This is a genomic window from Bacteroides sp. 3_1_23 (assembly GCF_000162555.1).
Lineage (GTDB): Bacteria > Bacteroidota > Bacteroidia > Bacteroidales > Bacteroidaceae > Bacteroides > Bacteroides ovatus.
In genome coordinates, this window is sequence record NZ_GG774952.1 from 273,478 (window position 1) to 294,346 (window position 20,869).

Annotated in this window: 9 protein-coding genes and 2 pseudogenes; 9 read left to right on the forward strand and 2 right to left on the reverse strand. The window is 42.9% G+C overall.

Features of this window, described 5'->3' with window-relative positions:
- Positions 1 to 11 precede the first annotated feature (11 nt).
- From cdaA to HMPREF9010_RS10380, 6 genes are all read left to right on the forward strand, one after another.
- Positions 12 to 776 (forward strand): diadenylate cyclase CdaA, encoded by a 765-nt coding sequence (gene cdaA, locus HMPREF9010_RS10405; protein ID WP_004309664.1) that lies wholly within the window; start codon positions 12 to 14, stop codon positions 774 to 776.
- Between the two features lie 205 nt (positions 777 to 981).
- Positions 982 to 3,318 carry a beta-galactosidase gene (locus HMPREF9010_RS10400; protein ID WP_008649556.1) on the forward strand — a complete coding sequence of 779 codons (2,337 nt, stop codon included), beginning with the start codon at positions 982 to 984 and terminating at the stop codon, positions 3,316 to 3,318.
- Positions 3,319 to 3,363: 45 nt separating this feature from the next.
- On the forward strand, positions 3,364 to 4,341 hold the full coding sequence (locus tag HMPREF9010_RS10395) for a glycoside hydrolase family 43 protein (protein ID WP_008649558.1): 978 nt from the start codon (positions 3,364 to 3,366) through the stop codon (positions 4,339 to 4,341).
- A gap of 320 nt (positions 4,342 to 4,661) precedes the next feature.
- Entirely contained in the window at positions 4,662 to 7,127 is a 2,466-nt protein-coding gene (locus tag HMPREF9010_RS10390; RefSeq protein WP_008649561.1) for an alpha-L-arabinofuranosidase C-terminal domain-containing protein, read from the forward strand.
- A gap of 35 nt (positions 7,128 to 7,162) precedes the next feature.
- A complete protein-coding gene (locus HMPREF9010_RS10385; RefSeq protein ID WP_008649563.1) occupies positions 7,163 to 9,109 on the forward strand; it encodes a glycoside hydrolase family 97 protein in 1,947 nt (648 codons plus the stop codon).
- Between the two features lie 208 nt (positions 9,110 to 9,317).
- A complete protein-coding gene (locus HMPREF9010_RS10380) occupies positions 9,318 to 10,178 on the forward strand; it encodes a TonB family protein (RefSeq protein WP_004299723.1) in 861 nt (286 codons plus the stop codon).
- Positions 10,179 to 10,982: 804 nt separating this feature from the next.
- On the opposite strand, the pseudogene HMPREF9010_RS0124510 reads toward HMPREF9010_RS10380, so the two are convergent.
- Both HMPREF9010_RS0124510 and HMPREF9010_RS10375 read right to left on the reverse strand, forming a co-directional pair.
- Positions 10,983 to 13,462, reverse strand: a pseudogene (locus HMPREF9010_RS0124510) (glycoside hydrolase family 31 protein).
- A gap of 81 nt (positions 13,463 to 13,543) precedes the next feature.
- A pseudogene (locus HMPREF9010_RS10375) lies at positions 13,544 to 16,133 on the reverse strand (helix-turn-helix domain-containing protein).
- A gap of 206 nt (positions 16,134 to 16,339) precedes the next feature.
- Between HMPREF9010_RS10375 and HMPREF9010_RS10370 the strand changes: the two are divergent.
- The 3 genes from HMPREF9010_RS10370 (at position 16,340) to HMPREF9010_RS10360 (ending at position 20,718) form a co-directional block, all read left to right on the forward strand.
- A complete protein-coding gene (locus HMPREF9010_RS10370) occupies positions 16,340 to 18,340 on the forward strand; it encodes a DUF2264 domain-containing protein (protein ID WP_008649564.1) in 2,001 nt (666 codons plus the stop codon).
- A gap of 49 nt (positions 18,341 to 18,389) precedes the next feature.
- Entirely contained in the window at positions 18,390 to 20,123 is a 1,734-nt protein-coding gene (locus tag HMPREF9010_RS10365; protein WP_008649565.1) for a BNR repeat-containing protein, read from the forward strand.
- A 340-nt stretch (positions 20,124 to 20,463) separates the two neighbouring features.
- Positions 20,464 to 20,718, forward strand: a complete 255-nt coding sequence (locus HMPREF9010_RS10360) for a hypothetical protein (protein ID WP_008648583.1) — start codon at positions 20,464 to 20,466, stop codon at positions 20,716 to 20,718.
- Positions 20,719 to 20,869: the final 151 nt, after the last annotated feature.

Here is a 20,869-nt window from a genome sequence, read left to right on the forward strand (position 1 = left end):
GAGGAGGGTGCATGTTTTTTGAGTTTGGCATAAAAGATTTTATCGATATCCTGCTGGTAGCTTTTGTTTTGTACTATACCTACAAACTGATGAAAGCTTCCGGCTCCATCAAGGTATTCACCGGAATTTTGGTTTTTATTCTGATCTGGCTGGTGGTGACACAAGTGCTGGAGATGAAACTGTTGGGTTCTATTTTCGACACATTGATGAATGTGGGTGTAATAGCGTTGATTGTGCTTTTTCAAGATGAGATACGCCGTTTTCTTTTGACTTTGGGATCTCACCGGCATGTCAGTGCATTGGCCCGTCTCTTTAGCGGATCGAAGAAAGAATCGTTGAAGCACGATGATATCATGCCCGTGGTAATGGCCTGTTTAAGCATGGGGAAACAAAAAGTCGGCGCATTGATTGTCATTGAGCATAATACTCCTTTAGATGAAGTCGTTCGTACAGGCGAATTGATTGATGCGGCAATCAATCAGCGTTTAATCGAGAATATCTTTTTCAAGAATAGCCCGTTGCACGATGGAGCGATGGTTATCAGCAAAAAACGTATCAAGGCGGCGGGATGTATCCTTCCTGTTTCCCATGATTTGAATATACCGAAGGAACTTGGTTTGCGGCATCGCGCAGCGATGGGAATCTCTCAACAGTCGGATGCACATGCCATTATTGTTTCAGAGGAGACGGGCGCTATCTCCGTAGCCTATCGCGGACAATTCTATCTCCGCCTGAATGCGGAAGAACTGGAAAGTCTATTGACAAAAGAAAACTGATTTTATTGTAATCACATACCGGACAAATGGTCGGAAGATGAGCATGGTAAAATGCCTCTCATCTTCCGACCATTGTTGTTTTATCTGCTATTTGGCGCTATTTTGCTTTATTTCCAACCCTTTTTGAATGATAATTATGCCCTCCTTTTTAGGTGAATCGCCTACCTTTGCCGTATACTATTAAAATTCTATTTTTGAATAAACCATGAAAAACAGATTGATTGCTTTACTGGTACTTTTTACAGTTATTTTCTTTAGTACTGCACAGGCGCAAACTACTGCACGGAAGTTTGAGGCAGGCAAGAACACATTCTTGCTGGATGGAAAACCGTTTGTGGTGAAGGCTGCCGAGTTGCATTACACCCGCATCCCGCAAGCTTATTGGGAACATCGCATTGAGATGTGCAAGGCATTAGGCATGAATACTATTTGTATTTATATTTTCTGGAATATCCATGAACAGGAAGAAGGAAAGTTTGATTTTTCCGGTCAGAATGATATTGCAGCTTTCTGCCGTGCGGCACAGAAACACGGTATGTATGTCATTGTCCGTCCTGGTCCGTATGTATGTGCGGAGTGGGAGATGGGGGGACTTCCCTGGTGGCTGTTGAAGAAAAAAGATATAGCCTTGCGTACGCTCGATCCCTATTATATGGAACGGGTAGGCATCTTTATGAAAGAGGTCGGTAAGCAACTGGCTCCGCTGCAAGTGAATAAAGGGGGAAATATCATCATGGTACAGGTAGAGAATGAATACGGTTCTTATGGAATCGACAAACCTTATGTCTCTGCCGTGCGCGACCTGGTTCGTGAATCCGGTTTTTCCGATGTACCTCTGTTTCAATGTGACTGGAGCAGTAACTTCACCAATAACGCGCTCGATGACCTGATTTGGACGGTGAACTTTGGAACAGGTGCCAATATCGACCAGCAATTTAAAAAACTCAAAGAACTTCGTCCTGAAACTCCGTTGATGTGTAGCGAGTTCTGGAGCGGATGGTTCGACCACTGGGGACGCAAACATGAGACACGTCCTGCAAAAGATATGGTACAGGGCATCAAGGATATGCTCGACCGGAACATCTCTTTCAGTCTGTATATGACTCACGGAGGAACGACTTTCGGACATTGGGGAGGTGCGAACAACCCGGCTTATTCCGCCATGTGCAGCTCATACGATTATGATGCTCCGATTAGCGAACCCGGATGGACGACCGACAAGTTTTTCTTGCTTCGTGACTTGTTGAAAAACTATCTTCCGGCAGGTGAGACGTTGCCCGCAGTGCCCGCAGCTCTGCCTGTTATTGAAATCCCCGAGTTTCACTTCCATAAAGTGGCTCCGCTTTTCTCAAATCTGCCGGAGGCAAAACAAACGGTGGATATTCAACCGATGGAACAATTCAACCAGGGATGGGGAACGATTCTGTATCGTACCACATTGCCCGAAACGACTCTTGCAGGCACCACTTTGAAAATTACGGAAGTGCACGACTGGGCGCAGATATATGCCGACGGTAAACTGCTGGCACGCTTGGACCGTCGTAAGGGAGAATTTACAACGACCCTGCCCGCGCTGAAAAAAGGCACACAACTGGATATTCTTGTGGAAGCAATGGGACGTGTTAACTTTGACAAATCCATCCACGACCGCAAAGGGATCACCGAAAAGGTGGAACTTATTTCGGGTAACCAGACTAAGGAATTGAAAAACTGGACTGTATATAACTTCCCGGTAGATTATTCCTTTATAAACGATAAGAAATATAGCGATACAAAGATATTACCGACTATGCCTGCCTATTATAAGAGCACCTTTACACTGGATAAAGTAGGAGATACTTTCCTGGATATGAGTACATGGGGAAAAGGTATGGTCTGGGTGAACGGTCATGCAATGGGGCGTTTCTGGGAAATCGGTCCGCAGCAGACTCTCTTTATGCCGGGGTGCTGGCTGAAAGAAGGAGAGAATGAAATCCTCGTTCTGGATTTGAAAGGTCCTACCCGGGCTTCCATCAAAGGTTTGAAGAAACCAATTCTCGATGTGCTTCGTGAAAAAGCTCCCGAAACACACCGCAAGGATGGAGAAAAACTGAAACTGACGGGTGAGAAAGTGGGCCATGAAGGAGCTTTCACTCCGGGTAACGGCTGGCAGGAAGTGCGATTTGCCACTCCGGTGAAAGGACGTTATTTCTGTCTGGAAGCACTTTCTCCACAAGCAAATGATAACATCGCAGCGATAGCAGAGTTTGATGTCCTGGGAGCTGATGGTAAACCGGTATCCCGCGAACATTGGAAGATTCGTTATGCCAATAGTGAAGAAACGCGTAGTGGCAACCGTACAGCCGACAAGATATTCGACTTGCAGGAATCCACTTTCTGGATGACAGTGGACAATGTTCCTTATCCTCATCAATTGGTAATTGACTTGAGCAAAGTGGAAAATGTGACCGGTTTCCGCTATCTGCCTCGTGCCGAAAAAGGGTATCCGGGTATGATTAAGGAATATCGTGTATATGTGAAACCTGCTGATTTCAACTACTAAACAGTGAATGAACAAGAATAAAACAATGGATGAAAAAGCATTGAAATGATGATGAATATGAAGAAAAATATAATTCTTTTCGCATTCCTATTTGTGGGAGTGTTGACTGGGTATTGCCAGCAATCTGCTTACCTGTTTGTTTACTTCACCGGCAATCGCATGAGTGAAGAAGCCGTCCGGATGGCTGTTAGCCTCGATGGATATAATTATAAAGCCTTGAATGGAAATCAGCCGGTACTTGATTCCCGTGTGATTAGTTCAACAGGTGGAGTACGTGATCCCCATATCTTGCGCTGTGAAGATGGGAAGACATTTTATATGGTGGTGACAGATATGGTGTCCGGCAATGGATGGAGTTCTAACCGTGCCATGATATTATTGAAATCAAAAGACCTTGTACACTGGACTTCCAATATCGTGAATATCCAGAAAAAATATCCCAATCAGGAGGATCTGAAACGTGTGTGGGCTCCACAAACTATTTATGATAGGGAAGCAGGAAAGTACATGGTTTACTGGTCCATGCAACATGGCAATGGTCCCGATATCATTTATTATGCTTATGCCGACAAAGATTTTACCGATATAGAAGGAGAACCGAAGCCACTGTTTCTTCCGGAAAACAAAAAATCATGTATTGACGGCGACATTATTTACAAAGATGGACTCTATCATTTGTTCTACAAAACGGAAGGGAATGGAAATGGAATTAAAAAGGCCACTACCTCCTCTCTAACCTCCGGCCAATGGACAGAATCGGATGACTATAAACAGCAGACGAAGGATCCGGTAGAAGGTTCGGGTATTTTCCCGCTGGTTGGTTCCGATAAGTATATTTTGATGTATGATGTATATACGAAAGGTAAATACCAGTTTACCGAAAGTTCCGATCTGGAACATTTCAAAGTGATTGACCATGCTATCAGTATGGATTTCCATCCGCGCCATGGCACTGTCATACCGATTACCCCAAAAGAGTTGAAACGCCTCTTCAAGGCCTATGGCAAACCCGAAGGTTTCTGAACTAAAATATCTCGTGGGACAGGAGAAAAACACCTGTCCCTGATTTGTTAAACCAATTGTTTTTCAGGCGGGTAATCTTCGCTTCCCAGTGAGTATTCCCATCCTTTTGTTTTCTTTTGAGTTATTCTGATAAGATGGATTCAACTAGTTGTAATCCAGGAAAACAGTATACGATATGGGGAAAAGTGTATATTTTACCCTTGTTTACTTGTTTCTTATATATTTTTAAGTGTATAATTACCAATTATTATATGAAACACGCTTGTTAGAATGATGAAAATCTTAACTTTGCGATTGATAATCTTAATGCAATATATACCATGAGAAAATTATTCCTCTTTTTAGTTGTCTTGTTTTTGTCGTTCCAGCAGCTCACTTTAGCTGCAATCAAAGAAATGACGAGTACACCCGATTCGGTTTATCTGTTTTCTTTTGCAACTTCCGGAGACGACGGACGCAGCGGACTCCGTTTTGCCTGGAGTACAGATAAAGAAAATTGGTTTGAAATTGGCCGGAACTACGGATATCTCCGGTGCGATTATAGCCGCTGGGGATCACAGAAGAAAATGCTCGATCCTTATTTGAAACAATCGTCCGATGGCGAATGGATTTGTACCTGGAAACTGAATGACCATGATGGATACGGCCAGGCTACTTCCAAGGATTTAATCAACTGGACCAGTCAGAAATATCCCCGTACTACGCCGGATTTTGACGGAGTGAGAGTGAAAGCTATTGTTGCCGGAGAAGAGCAGAAAGGAAATATCAACCGGGTAGCTTGGACCTTGGTGGATGGATTGGATAAAAATTATGGCTGGAATCAATATCGGAACTCATTACATGGAGAACGTCCGATACAGGATGGAGAACGTTTTGCCGGTTTGAAGCCTGTAAAAGCAACGGTCACTGTACAACCGGAAGGCGCAAAAGCCATTAGTGATGTATTGCTGGGCGCTTTTTTTGAAGACATCAATTATTCGGCAGACGGAGGACTCTATGCAGAACTTATCCAAAACCGCGACTTCGAGTACGACCCTTCGGACAGGGAAGGAGATAAGAACTGGAACAGCACTCATTCCTGGGCACTGAAAGGAGAGAAAACGACTTTCACTATTGATACTACCGACCCTATTCATATCAATAACCCACATTATGCCGTGCTGAATGTAGAACAACCGGGAGCTGCATTAGAAAATACAGGTTTTGATGGAATCGCACTGAACACCGGAGAGAAATATGATTTTTCCATCTTCGCCCGGGTTCCGCAGGGTAAATCAAATAAATTGCAGGTTCGTCTGGTAGATGGAAAAGGAAATGTGTGTGGAGAGACTTCTCTAACAGTGTCTTCCCGTCAATGGAAAACATATAAAGCGGTGATAACTGCTAAAGCTACTGCGGACACTCATCTCGAAATCATCCCTCAATCTGTTGGTGAATTGAATCTGGACATGATTTCCCTATTCCCGCAGAATACATTTAAAGGACGTAAGAACGGGCTTCGCAAAGATCTGGCTCAAGTGTTGGCTGATATTCATCCCCGTTTCATCCGTTTCCCCGGTGGCTGTGTGGCTCATGGTGATGGCTTGAAAAACATTTATCAATGGAAAAATACAGTAGGTCCGTTGGAAGCAAGAAAAGCACAGCGTAACCTTTGGGGATACCATCAAAGCATGGGATTGGGTTATTTTGAATATTTCCAGTTTTGCGAAGATATTGGTGCGGAACCGCTTCCAGTGCTGGCGGCCGGTGTTCCTTGCCAGAACTCTGCCTGTCACGGCGACTTGAGAGGAGGACAACAAGGTGGTATCCCGATGAGCGAAATGGGAGCTTATATTCAGGATATTCTTGATCTGATAGAATGGGCAAACGGTGACGCTAAGAAGACCAAATGGGGAAAGGTACGTGCCGAAGCCGGGCATCCGAAACCTTTCAATCTGAAATACATCGGTATCGGAAATGAAGATCTTATCACTGATATCTTCGAAGAACGCTTCACAATGATCTTCAATGCCATCAAAGAAAAATATCCTGAAATGATTGTTGTCGGTACAGTGGGACCGTTCAATGAGGGTACAGACTACGTGGAAGGATGGAAGCTGGCGGACAAACTGGGTATTCCGATGGTCGACGAACATTATTACCAGACTCCGGGATGGTTCCTGAACAACCAGGATTTCTACGACAAATACGATCGTTCGAAAAAGACAAAAGTATACTTGGGCGAATATGCAACTCACATACCGGGACGAAAGGCGAATATCGAAACAGCACTGACAGAAGCTCTTTATCTTGCTGCCTTGGAACGTAATGGAGATGTTGTACACATGACTTCCTATGCCCCTCTTCTCGCAAAAGAAGGACATACCCAGTGGAATCCGGATTTGATTTACTTCAATAACCGGGAAGTGAAACCTACCACCGGCTACTATGTTCAGAAACTCTACGGACAGAATGCCGGAAACGAATATTTGCCGTCAAAGATCACTCTTGATAATAGAGACGATCAAGTGCGGAAACGCATTGCCGCTTCTATTGTCCGTGACTCGGCAAGTGGCGACGTGATTGTGAAGCTGGTCAATTTACTTCCCGTAGAGGTGAATACGAATGTCGACCTTTCCGGAATCGGTGCTATACAGTCTTCTGCAAAAAGAACCGTACTGACCGGCAAACCGGCCGATACCCCGCTACCTGTTGAAGACACAATGGAAGTAGCAGAAAAGTTTGACTATCAATTACCTGCCTATTCTTTTACGGTGATCCGCATAAAGAAGGCAAATGAGAAATAACAGAAAAAAGTGAAGATAATAACGACATAAATAATATGAAGAAGATAATAAGTACCCTGCTGGCTAGTTGCTGTCTGACTTCTCTGATAGCACAGGAAGTGGTAGTGAAAGGGCCGGATGAAAAACTGCAATTGGTTGTATCTGCTTCTCCAGCCGAAAAGCCAAGTTATTCGATTACCTACAATGGAAAGACAATGTTGGAGAAATCTCCTTTGGGTATGAATACGAATATCGGTGACTTTGTAAAAGGAATGAAACTGATAGGACACGCTGTTACTCCGATTGACACTGTCTATCATCAGGATCGTATTAAAACCTCCAAAGTGCATTATCAGGCAAACGAACTGATTTGTAATTTTGAGAATTCGAAAGGGCAGAAAATAGATGTAGTCTTTCGTGTCAGCAATCACGATGTAGCTTTTCGCTATACTCTTCCGCGTCAGGATGGAAAAGGAAGTGTAACGGTAACTGCCGAAGAAACCGGCTTTCGCTTTCCGCAACAAACAACTACTTTCTTATGTCCGCAAAGCGATGCCATGATAGGTTGGAAGCGTACCAAACCCAGTTATGAGGAAGAGTATAAGGCAGATGCTCCCATGAGTGACCGTTCGCAGTACGGGCATGGCTACACGTTCCCTTGTCTGTTCCGTATCGGTGACGATGGTTGGGTATTAGTCAGCGAAACAGGTGTAGACAGTCGTTATTGCGGTTCTCGTTTGAGCGATGTAAGCGAAGGTAATCTGTATACGGTTGCTTTCCCGATGGCAGCAGAAAATAACGGTAACGGAACTTCTGCTCCGGCGTTTGCCCTTCCCGGTGCTACTCCCTGGCGTACCATAACTGTTGGCGAAACCTTGAAACCGATTGTGGAAACAACCGTTATCTGGGATGTCGTACGTCCTCTTTATGAAACGAAGCATGACTACCGTTTCGGACGCGGCACATGGAGCTGGATTCTCTGGCAGGATGGTAGTATTAACTATGACGATCAGGTGCGCTATATTGATTTTGCAGCTGCAATGGGGTATGAGTATGCCTTGATCGATAACTGGTGGGATACGAACATCGGCCGTGACCGCATGAAATCTTTGATAGAATACGCACGAAGCAAAGGAGTTGAACTCTTCTTATGGTATAGCTCTTCCGGCTATTGGAATGATATTGAGCAGGGGCCGGTGAATCACATGGACAATGCTATTATCCGCAAACGTGAAATGAAATGGTTGCAAAGTCTTGGAGTGAAAGGAATCAAAGTTGATTTCTTTGGTGGCGACAAGCAGGAAACGATGCGCCTGTATGAAGATATTTTGAGTGATGCTGACGACCACGGTCTGATGGTAATCTTCCACGGTTGCACCATCCCTCGCGGATGGGAACGTATGTACCCGAACTATGTAGGCAGCGAGGCTGTACTGGCCTCCGAAAATATGGTTTTCGGCCAGCACTTCTGTGATGAAGAGGCTTTCAATGCCTGTCTGCATCCGTTTATCCGCAACGCGGTGGGTTGCATGGAATTCGGTGGTTGTTTCCTGAACAAACGGCTGAATCGCAACAATGACGGAGGAACTACCCGCCGTACTACTGATATATTTCAATTAGCCACTACCGTATTATTCCAGAATCCGGTACAGAATTTTGCGCTTGCTCCCAACAACCTGAAAGATGTTTCCCCTGTTTGTGTGGACTATATGAAAACGGTTCCTACCACGTGGGATGAAACACGTTTCATTGACGGATATCCGGGAAAATATGTAGTCTTGGCACGTCGCCACGGTGACACCTGGTATCTGGCTGCTGTGAATGCCGGGAAAGAAATCGTAAAGTTGAAACTGGATTTAGATATGTTTGCCGGAAAAATCGTTTCTCTGTATAAGGATGATAAAAAAGGAGAACCTCAACTTGTGACGTTGAAAGTAAAAGAAAGCGGAAAAGTGCAACTGGAAATCCTTCCACAGGGAGGTGTTGTATTGGTGAACAACTAGATGATATTTCTTTTGGATGTGAGTTCGGGATAAATACCCTTATCCCGAACTCACATTTTTATTTGTTATTTACTTGTGGCTTGGTGGCAACAGTATTTATTGTGCAATAAATAACTGCTGTGTATGAGGAAAATAAACGATTTTTTTGTTGGTCTTTTAGCGTAAAGATGTTATCTTCGTTTATTGTTCAACCTTAAAACGGAAAACCATGCATACAAAACTAGTAAGTCTTTTCATAGCGTTGTTTCTGTGTTTGCCATTGTTTGCACAGAAAGAGTCAGTCCCCAGAATAGATAGTGAGGGAGTTTATTTAATTCCCGATGAGATGCCGAAGTTTCCGGGAGGCATGCAAGCCATGATGAAATACTTGGCAACTAACGTAAAATACCCTGTCGAAGCCCAGAAGAAAGGAGTTTCCGGTCGGGTGATTATCCAGTTCGTAGTGATGGAAGATGGAACACCGGGACAGGGAAAGGTAGTGAGAGGAGTTGATCCGCTGTTGGATGAAGAGGCTTTGCGCGTGGTGAAAACAATGCCTAAATGGTCACCCGGAATGGCGGATGGCAAGGCTGTCAAAGTGCGTTTCACTATTCCTGTAATGTTTAGCCTGTCGAAAAAGCAAAATGGCAATACTCCGAATATGAATATTCCTGAACTTACTGTCCCTAGCGGTCAGGAAGTCACTAATAAGAGTCTGGAGGGAGTATGGCAAAGCTGTCTTGTGCAGCCCGGTGCACATGATTTTCGGATTGCATTATTACCGGTCTTAAAAGTAATTTCTGCCGATAAAACATTTATAAACATCATGACACGTGGCAGGGATGCGAAATCGAATGCCATTATATTTTCCCAGGGAGAGTATCGTTTGCCTTCAGACAGCGTGTATGTCGAGATATTGGGAAAATCGTCCGATCCTGTTTTCGTTCCGGGAACAGAGAATGAAATTAGTGTTGAACGTCTCCACGACAATCTGATTAAGTTATCGTTCTCAATGCCCGATAAAGAAAAACGATGGGTGGAGTATTGGTTCCGTGTTCCGTCGCCTGATGTGAAGATAATGGCTGATTGATAATTTCTCTCTGTATAGATTTGCCATTGTTGAAGGAAGAGTACATTCGTTTTAGAAGACTTATTTGAAACGATAGTTCCCGGAAAGTTTCGTTTTGAATCGTTGCGGGATCTTATGGAAATTCAAGAAAATACCCTTCACCTTTCACAATGCCCTATTCATCGGCATTAGCGGGTGAAGGGCAGGCTTTCACTTTCCTTTCACCTTTCTACCCTGGTTTTCACAGATTGTCTAGTCTGCTAAATCTTTTATCTATAGTTGGCAGAAGAAGTGTTAGCAGATAGCTTCCAGACTATTATAGGAAAACTTCTTTTCTATAAGGGATAAACTTCCTTTGTATAGGAACCAAACTTTCTTTGCATCATAAGAAAACTATAAATGCAAGCTTTGATTATATAAATGAAACTTGCATTTATATAATCAAAGCTTTTGTTTTTATAAACGCAACTTGCAATTATAGATTGCATTTAATGAAAAACAAGTTTACATACTGGTAATAAGAAGTTTACCAGTAATCAAAAGAAAGTTTGTTATTAATGAAAAAGAAGTTAGTTAGTAATGAGTGGGAAACAGGTTAGATATGTTTTTAGAAGTAACAGGTGGAGAAGAATTATACAGGGTTAAGAAAACGGAGGGTGAAAGGCGGATGAAAGAGCAGCCTTCACCCGCTAATGCCGATGAATAGGGCATTGTGAAGGGTGAAGGCTGTACTTGTAAAATTGAAAAACAGGTGTTAGAGGGAAATTTACCGATTGGTTACTGTTTATTTCCCCAGTGTGAGATGGTGGGAATAAAGTTGAAACTTTATAATTTTAAGTCTACTCTCTTTCCCCTATAAGAAACAGATTGATCGAATGTCGTAGCATCACCGTCACCACAACCTTTTCCCGGTTCTACAATGATAATGTTGAATTTACGATTTTTCAGCATTCCTTTGTAGTTACCTTGCCGGTCGTTAATCGTCAGGGTACGGTCTTTATCATTCCATTTCATGGCAATGGTAGTGTATGCTCCCTTTTCGTAATTGTAGTTGTCGAACTCATCTTCGTAAAGAGTCAATTCAGCGTCGGCGCCCGGATAAATGCGAAGTGTCAGATTATCCCATTTCTTTTCGGTGGAATATTGTACAGCCGGTCCCCAGGGTAGGATAGAACCAGCACGGACATAGACAGGCATGATGTCGATAGGCACTTCACGCTGGATGGTTTGTCCGCCTTTCAGGCTTTTCCCGGTCCAGAAATCAATCCATTGGGCACCTGCGGGTAGATAAACATCTGTCTTTCCTATCTTATTCATATTCTTCTGATAGCCGTTCTGTTTGTCGTCCTGCCATGTATAAAGCGAATCAGTTACGGGGCGGACAAGGAAATTACGGCCAAACATATACTCTGTATCCATCTCGAGTACTTTCTTATCTTTAGGAAAATCCATCATGAGTGGTCGGATGATGCTGCCCGCTTTGTTGGTAACTTCCCATGAAGTGCTGTAGAGATAGGGCAAAAGGCGATAGCGCAGGTGAGTATATTTTTCGAGTGCGTCATACGCCCAGTCTCCTTTCTTGCCGAACTGGTATATTTCCACAGCTACCGGACTGGAATTGTGTGAACGCATGATCGGCTGGAATGCTCCCCACTGATACCAGCGCACGTGCAATTCATGATAAGCGATATTGTGTACATTATTGTTGTATTTCCGTGCGAAGAATCCGCCTAGGTCGGTATTCCAGTATGGTATGCCGCATAGTGAGTAATTTAGTCCTGCCGCCAGTTGTTTCTTCATCACTTCCCAGGTGGAGACTACATCGCCGCTCCATGAATGTGACGCATAACGTTGCTGTCCTAGGAAAGACGAACGTGTGAGCAGGAATACCCGCTTGTCGGAAGTGGTGGCACGTTGATGTCCGTATACACCCTTGTTGGACATCAAAGGAAAAGCGTTGTGCACTCTGCGGAATGAACCCAGATAAGTGGGGGTATCGAAATCTTTGTCCTTGATTTCCAGATGATCCGGCTCGGTAGAGTCGAGCCACCAGCCATCCATTCCGAGATCGAAGATATTCTTTTTCATTTCTGCCCAATACATATCGCGTGCTGTCGGATTGAACGGGTCGTAAGGTTTTACTCCGGCTTTGGGAGGCCATGTCTCGAAGTGAAGCAATGCTTTCAGGCTATCCATTTTCTGGTACATCTCTGTCCACGGACCGAACGAGGCCCATACTGAAATCATGATATGTGCATTCTGTTTATGTACATAGTCGATCATTTCTTTCGGACTTTTGATGCGTGGCGTTCCATAATTAGCATTTCTGTCTTCTCCGTTCGGGAGGAATTTCATGTATTCCGGATCACCCATTTTGTTGATATAGCGTGGGTTTTGGAATTTCATCGAGTTCCAGTTTTCATTGCATCCCCAGTATTGCCAGTCCTGGATGATACCGTCCAGTGGTACTTTCAGTTCACGGTACTTGTCTACTACTTCGCAGAGTTCGTCCGGACTTTTATAGCGTTCGCGGCATTGCCAGAATCCCAGTGTCCAGAGCGGATAGAGCGGGGCCTGACCGGTCAGCTCGCGCACTCCGGCTATTACACCGTCCGCATTGCCGCCGTAAATGAAATAATAATCAGCGCAATCGCCTACTTCCGAGTCGAACGACATCTCTTGCGGATTGTCGAGGAAAGTAGTAGGAGAATAATTATCCCAATAAAGGGCATATCCCTTGACGGAATGAATGAATGGAATGCAGATACTCATATTTTGATTGCGGAGAAACAGTTTCTGATTGCGTTGGTTCACTTACCCGTCTGCTGCTGTCCCAAACCGTAGATTACTTCGTCTTTATCCAGCAAAAAAGCCTGGCGGACATTGAAAGACGGAACACCTGCATCATTGAAAGGAGTGAATTGTGTTCCGTAATCCTTGTCCGTCAACAGACGTTGACCGGACGAATCGAAAAAATGGATACCACCGGTCTCCGGGTTCACTTCCACTTGGATAAGACGGCTGCTTAATGTCACATTTTTCCCCTTTTCACCGAAAGAAACAGGAGTCGACTCGGGCGTTTTGACAATGACCAGACTTTCTTTATTGCAAGATTTCTGACTGGGCGTCTTATAAACCCTGACAATGGTGGGTGAATAAAACTCTACGTTGACATCCATCCCCTGTGTGGCACACTTGATGCCTTGTGAGGTACGCTGTACATTTTGTGCTGTACCATTGCCTGCTGCAACCATTGTTGCACATACAAGCAAGAAACCGGCTTTTCTAATAAGATTCATTTTCATGGTTTTAAGTGCTTTATGATGCAGCAAAAGTAGGGCAGAGGCAAGTAAAACAGACAACAATCAGGTTGAAACAAATAGTAATCACGTTGATTTTTTCACTTTTTCGGCATATTCTGACGGGCGGCATCCATACATTTCCTGAAAACATTTGCTTAAATAACTGGAACTGCTAAAACCTGTGTGTTCCGCAATTTCCGTAATGCTTAGCTTGCCCTCTGTTATCAGTTGTGCTGCCCGTTGCAGACGAATGTTGCGGATAAAGAGGCTGGGAGACTGATCGAGCATAGTCACCAGTTTGCGGTATAATCCCGTTCGCTCCATACAGAGGTCGCGGCTTAGTTGCTCCACCGAATAGCCATTGACGTGCAGATTCTGTTCCACCAGTTTGATGGCTTGTGCCAGAAATGCAGATTCTTCCGTATCCTGTTGCTGATGGTCGGGAGACGTTTCTTCTATGCCACAGGTTAGAGAATTATTTTGTTCGATCAGGTTGCGGATACGGAGTAATAGAATCTCTTCTTTATGCTTGCGTTCCATTTCCTTTCTGCTCCAATAGATATACAACCGGATACCGGTGAAAGCAATCAGTAATAAAATGACTGCATACAGGATATAAGCCGTGGTTGTTTTCCACCACGGTGCATGGATGGTTAATTTTATTGCTGTCACTTTGCCGTTCCACTGAAGAGGATTGTCCGAAGCCATGACTTTGAATGTATAATCTCCCGGTGGTAAATTTGTAAACAGCTTGAAGAAGACCTTTCCCCACGGTCGCATTTCCCTGTCTTCCTGCAAATGTACTCATCCATTGCGGGTCGATACCTTCCAGTTGATAACGGTAGTATGTGCGTTCATGATTGATATAATTCAATGCCGAAAATTCGAAAGTCAGGAAGTTTTGGTTATAGTCCAGTTCGATTTCGGTTGTATAAGGAGCAGCTTTGGACAGGATGATGCGGTTGCCATATTCTTTTCCTGTATTCACTTTCTCTCCATACAAGCGTAAGGCTGTGAAAACCGGCGGATCAGGAAGCATCGGATGAATGGAGTCCTTGTCGGGATGGAATATGCTAAAGCCATCAATACCACCCAAATAGAGAGTGCCGTCGGAAGAACTGAATACGGCATCTTTTATGTATTCGCCGTCCAAAGCACCGTCCAACTGATTGAACCGGGTGAAACTGATGTTCTTATTCTCCGGATTTATGTGGATGCGTGTGACACCGTTACTGGTCGTTACCCAGATGTCTCGATATTTGTCCTCAATGATACCCTGGATAAAGTTATTGCTCAATCCGTTTTCACGATAGAAGATACGTGGGGCAGAGTCGTTTTCGCTGGTAAAAAGTTCCAGTCCGTCAGGAGTTCCTGCCCATGTCCAGCCGCGTGTGTCGGTATATAATGTATTGTATACTTTATTTCTGAAATGATGGTTCTTGTTGGGGGGCAACCGATTCAGGATTTCAGGAGAATTTGTAGGGATAGCTGCCGGCTTCAATACATGGGATTTCTGCTCATTGACTGTCAGTCGATAAATTCGGGAATGAGCTTTCAGATAGATATTTCCATCTTTATCTTCGGCGAAAGATTCAATATTGATTTCTTCTTCCGGGGAGACGGGAAATGCATTGCGACCTATATGAGTCAGTTTATGCATGGACGGGTGATGATATAATAAACCCCGATTGAAAGTTCCGAGCCATAACCCTCCTTGTCGGTCTTGAAAGACAGTGCTGATTTCGGTAGAGACAATCTGTCCGTTTCCGGTTTCCAATAGGGGGATGTATTTTTGTGTTCCTGTGTGGAGGTCAATCATCCAAAACCCGTGAACGCAACTGATATAGGCTTTCTCACCATTAGGGGTAATGATAAGGGTGTTGAGAGTATAGTTCTGTTCGAAGAGTTTTTTCCATGTGCGCTTGTGGCTATTGAAATAGAATAAACCGCCTTTACGCCCGTTGCGTAGTTGATAGAAGCCGTCTGCACTTTTGACGACGAGAGAAGTATTTTGATATTCAGCCTGTTCGGATGCAGGATAAGCGGCTATATTGTATACAGTTTTTTGGTCGGCTATGTGGTAACAGGACACTTCGCCTGTGTCATAGAATAAATATAGGGAGGTACTGTCGGCATTCAGGTTCTGCAATTTTCCGGAATACTTGCCGGGCAAGGTTATACGGGTCTTGTTGTTTAATTCCAGTAATTCGTTAGCTATGAGTAGCCAGATGTGTCCTGAATCGTCTACAAAAAGGTCTTCTACGGGGGCTTGTATCTCTCTGTTCTTAAAGTAAGCATCTAAATCAGGAATGTATTCCTCTCTGTACAGGTCAATGCACATCAGTTTGTGAGTATCTTTAATCCATAACAGAGAATCCCCACTCTGGTAAATGCGGTAATGCCCGTTATATTGGTTTAATGGATATACGTATTCCGTGGTGCGGTGAAGATAGCTGAAATGTACACCGTCGTATAGATTTACATTACCGCTGGTGGTGAATACCATTCTTCCGTCGGGCAACTGGAGGATATAACGTATTTGGTTATCACTCAATCCTTGCGACGCATTGATGGTGGTGAACAGGAATTCACCGGCATATATGAACGGTGTCATCCTGAAACAGAAAAATAAGCAGAGCAGAATCCGTATGTTTCTCAAACTATTGGTAGTCATGGCTATGTTTCAAGATTACAAAGATAAAAAAAGTCGGCTTATGAAGCACGACTTTTCTATCTGTTAAAGGCAGTTATTTATCATTCAGCTGATAAAAAGTGGCATTTTGACTTAATTTTGGGCTTTTATGAATGATATTCAGACGAATGTTTGTATATAAAGCTTTACTTTTGCGATGAATCTGACATTATAAACATATCATTACCATGAAAGCAAGATTTGCATTATTTTTATTGTTTGCTATTTTATCATTAAAACTCTCTGTGGTCTTTGCGCAGGAAAACATATTCACCGTCCGGCAGCCGGATTATCAGAAAAGCCCTTATACGGGAATGACTCGTCAGCACTGGATACAGGCGGGCGAGTATTTATTAAAAGGTGCATTTAACTATATACATACATTAGACGATCAAATGTATTTTCCGAAACAGCTGGATAAAACATATCCGAGAAATACGGGAGAAATTCCGGTAGCAAAGCTGGAAGGTCTGGCACGGACTCTATTTGTAGCTGCTCCTCTTTTGAAAGATAATCCAGAACTGGAGATGAACGGGATAAAAGTGGCAGACTATTATCGTTATCAACTGATAAATATCTCTAACCCTGAAAGTAGGAGCTATATTCCGCATCGTACGGGAGGTCCCAGTCAGACATTGTTGGAACTGGGCTCTTTAGCAATCTCGATGAAAGCTGCGCAGGAAGTGTTATGGAATCCTCTGACTAAGAAACAGAAAGATTCACTGGCTGCTACCATGTTGAGTTATGGAGAGGGACCGACTATTGGTTCCAACTGGATGTTTTTCAATGTCTTTATCTTGAGTTTTCTGAAAGATCAGGGATATGCCGTGAATGAAAGCTATCTGGAGTCGAACCTGCAAAAACTTCTCGCACGCTATCGGGGCGAAGGCTGGTACAATGACGCTCCGGCTTATGACTATTATAGTGCGTGGGCTTATCAGACTTACGGACCTATTTGGGCGGAAATGTTCGGGAAGAAACAATACCCTCAATATGCAAGGCAGTTTATGGAAAATCAGCATGACATGGTTGATAATTATCCATTTCTGTTCAGCCGTGATGGCAGGATGAATATGTGGGGACGGAGTATTTGTTATCGTTTTGCCGTTACTGCTCCTTTGTCTTTGTATGAATATGACAAAAGTGGTAATGTGAATTATGGATGGATGAGAAGGATAGCTTCTTCTACGTTGTTGCAATTTTTAGAACGTCCGGAATTTCTGGAAGATGGTGTTCCGACAATGGGTTTCTACGGACCTTTTGCTCCTGCTGTTCAGATTTATAGTTGCCGGGGTAGTGTTTATTGGTGCGGAAAAGCTTTTCTTAGTTTGTTGTTGCCGGAAAACTCTAACTATTGGTCGGCTACAGAAAATAACGGTCCTTGGGAGAAAGAACTGAAAAAAGGGGAAGTGTATAATAAGTTCCAGCAGGGAACTAATCTATTGATAACCAATTACCCGAATTGTGGCGGATCTGAAATGCGTTCATGGTGTCATGAGACTGTGGCAAAAGATTGGCAGAAATTCCGGAGTACCGAAAATTATAATAAACTGGCTTACCATACAGAGTTCCCCTGGATGGCAGATGGGAAGAATGGGGAGATTTCCATGAATTATGGAACAAGGAATAAAAAAGGGGAATGGGAAGTGTTGCGGTTGTATACGTTCAAAAGTTTCGAAAATGGAATTTATCGTCGTGACGCTGTGCTCGAAACGGATAGCACTGTGAAGTATCAGTTGGCGGATATTCCTCTGCCGGATGGAATTCTGCGGGTAGATAAGGTGACTGTTTCAGAACCGGCGGAGATTTGTTTGGGACATTATTCCCTGCCTCGTCTGGATTCCGATATAAAGGAAACAGGTTGTAAGGTGGGTAAACAGAATATTCCGGTACTCTCTAACGGAAAATATGAATTGGCAATGATACCATTGACAGGTTGGGAGAAAACATATACGGTATATCCGGAGGGAGTGCATCCTGTAAGTGAGAAATGTGCATTAAATATGGTTTCCGATCAGTTATCCGGTGAAAAAATATATGTGACACTTCAATTATGGAAGAAGAATGAGAAAAGAGGTTTTACTTCAAAAGAGCTGACACCGGTGAAATCTGTCCATGTGTCAGAGGATAAGAAACAGGTGACGGTTTGTTTATCAAACGGTGAAATAAAAACTATTTCGTTTGAGTAATGAATCCCATTCAAGTAACTGATATTTAATTAAGAAACATATTGCTATCATGAAAGAGAAGATTGTTTGGATTTTTGTCGTTTTATATCTGTGTAGCTTTCATTTGAATGCCCAAAATGCAGAAAATAATCCTACTGGCGGTGGGTATCAAGTTGCAGCTGAAGGAGCTTGGTGTTGGTTTGCCGATCCGAGAGCCTTGCATTATGAAAACAAGGAGGGAACTATAAATAAGACATATATCGGTTACATCGATATTCATGGTAATATAAAGGCGATGCAGTATGACTTTCAAAAGAAGGAACAGGAAGAAGTATTGATCCGTTCGTATTTTCAGCCGGACGATCATAACAATCCCACTTTTCTTGTATTGCCCGATGAAAGAATCATGATTTTCTATTCAAGACATACGGATGAACCTTGTTTTTATTACAGAGTCTCCCGAATACCGGGGGATATTACTACTTTAGGTGAAGAAAAGAGGATTGAAACAAAAAATAATACGACTTATCCTTCTCCGTTTATTCTGTCGGATGATCCTGAACATATTTATTTATGCTGGCGTGGAATCGGTTGGCATCCGACTATTGCCAAGCTTTCATTACCGGACGACAAAGATGAGGTGGATGTAGTATGGGGACCGTATCAAATCGTACAATCTACCGGCGCCCGTCCGTATGCGAAATACATGTCTAACGGGAAAGATAAGATTTATTTGACTTACACCACGGGACATCCGGATAATGAACTTCCCAACTTCCTTTATTTTAATTATATCGATATCAAAACATTGCAGTTGACTGATGTCAGGGGAACCGTACTTTCTACTATTGCCGACGGCACATTTAAGGTGAACAAGACAGGTGATTATGCGAAACAATACCCGTCTACGGTAGTGGATAATCCTTCTGAACGTGACTGGGTATGGCAAATAGCTTCGGACAGGAACGGAAATCCGGTGATAGCAATGGTACGTATCAGCGATAATAAAGAATCTCATGATTATTACTATGCAAAATGGAACGGACACGAGTGGAAAAAGACTTTTCTTATTAATGCCGGTGGACATTTTCATCAGACGCCGAATTTAGAAAAGTGTTATAGTGCCGGTATGGCTATCGATCCGTCGAATGTTAATGAGGTATATTGCTCATTACCGGTAGAGGGAAAATATGGTAAGGTGTATGAGATTGTAAGATTTATCATGAGTGAAGATGGAGAGGTTATTTCTAAGGAGGCAGTCACAAAAGACTCGCAACTGAATAATGTCCGTCCTTATATGATACCGGCTTCAGAGGGTACCCCATTGCGGCTGACTTGGATGTATGGCAACTATTATGATTGGATTGTCAGTTTACAACATCCACAAGGCTATTCTACAGGAATAGCCTGCGACTTCAAAGGATTCCCCGATAGAAAAAAGAAGAAGATGATAGCGGCATCCGGCAAAGAAATACGATTTGATCCTGAAAAACCTTTTGTGCTGGAACAGACGATTACTCTTGGCGCAGATAATTATCAAGGTTGCTTGTTGCAACTCGGTGATCTGGAATATTATCTAAACGGAGAAACGATGAAACCTGAAATCAGATATAAAGGGAAGGTATATACCAGCACAAATGTATTGGGAACATCGGATTGTTGGAAAACACAGGCTCGTGGAACCGGTGGCAAGTGGTATACTCCGCAGAAATATGGGGAGGTTCGTTTGAGGATGGAATATAAGAAAGGTGTTTTATGTGTATATATAAATGACTTGCTCGATCAGAGAATTGACTTTGATTGAAAGCGAGCGAACTCTTTTATGGAGTGGGCTAATAAGTGGAATCCTCGTTTATATCGTATTATATAATAAATGAGGACTAAGTTCGAAGTACAAATTCTCCATAATATCATACATTTAATAGAGAATGATTGTTTTTAGCCCTTTTTTGACATATAAGTAGACCTTTATATTTTATGTATCATCTATCTTTGTAGACAAGAAATCTTATTTAATATCATGAATATGAATAGACATTGTGGAATAATTAAGTTTGGCACTTAGACGATACTGACACCGTATAACAAAAAGTTATAGCTCGGAGAATCCGGGCTTTTTTTATAAACAATTAAAATTAAAGATTATGGAAAAGAAAGAAGAACTTTTAGAAAGACTAGTGAATGAATTTGCAGCGTACAATAGATTAACTGCTGTTAGAATTGCAAAAGAGAATTTAGATTGTTGGGGGAAAACTAATGAAGAAATGGCGAAAGAGATGAAATCTTCATCAGAAAGAATCCTTAAATGGGGGTATTCAACCGATGAAGATTTTCCTCTTGACCCGCCAAGAATAACAACTGTAAAAATTACATCATGCTCAAAAAACTTGGTTGAGTAATGTTTCCTTATTAAAAAACATAATATACCCACAATATGTACACTCAATTTTGATATTATCTTTTGATATATCAATCTTATCGAAATAATTTCGTTTAATTTCTGCTGCGTTATCTATAGGAATACCACTGGGGTGATAGTAAGGCAGTATT

Excerpts from the sequence above, each read along its gene's own strand:
- cdaA (WP_004309664.1), top strand. The coding sequence starts at position 12 with ATGTTTTTTGAGTTTGGCATAAAAGATTTTATCGATATCCTGCTGGTA.
- HMPREF9010_RS10400 (WP_008649556.1), top strand. The coding sequence starts at position 982 with ATGAAAAACAGATTGATTGCTTTACTGGTACTTTTTACAGTTATTTTC.
- HMPREF9010_RS10395 (WP_008649558.1), top strand. The coding sequence starts at position 3,364 with ATGATGATGAATATGAAGAAAAATATAATTCTTTTCGCATTCCTATTT.
- HMPREF9010_RS10390 (WP_008649561.1), top strand. The coding sequence starts at position 4,662 with ATGAGAAAATTATTCCTCTTTTTAGTTGTCTTGTTTTTGTCGTTCCAG.
- HMPREF9010_RS10385 (WP_008649563.1), top strand. The coding sequence starts at position 7,163 with ATGAAGAAGATAATAAGTACCCTGCTGGCTAGTTGCTGTCTGACTTCT.
- HMPREF9010_RS10380 (WP_004299723.1), top strand. The coding sequence starts at position 9,318 with ATGCATACAAAACTAGTAAGTCTTTTCATAGCGTTGTTTCTGTGTTTG.
- HMPREF9010_RS10370 (WP_008649564.1), top strand. The coding sequence starts at position 16,340 with ATGAAAGCAAGATTTGCATTATTTTTATTGTTTGCTATTTTATCATTA.
- HMPREF9010_RS10365 (WP_008649565.1), top strand. The coding sequence starts at position 18,390 with ATGAAAGAGAAGATTGTTTGGATTTTTGTCGTTTTATATCTGTGTAGC.
- HMPREF9010_RS10360 (WP_008648583.1), top strand. The coding sequence starts at position 20,464 with ATGGAAAAGAAAGAAGAACTTTTAGAAAGACTAGTGAATGAATTTGCA.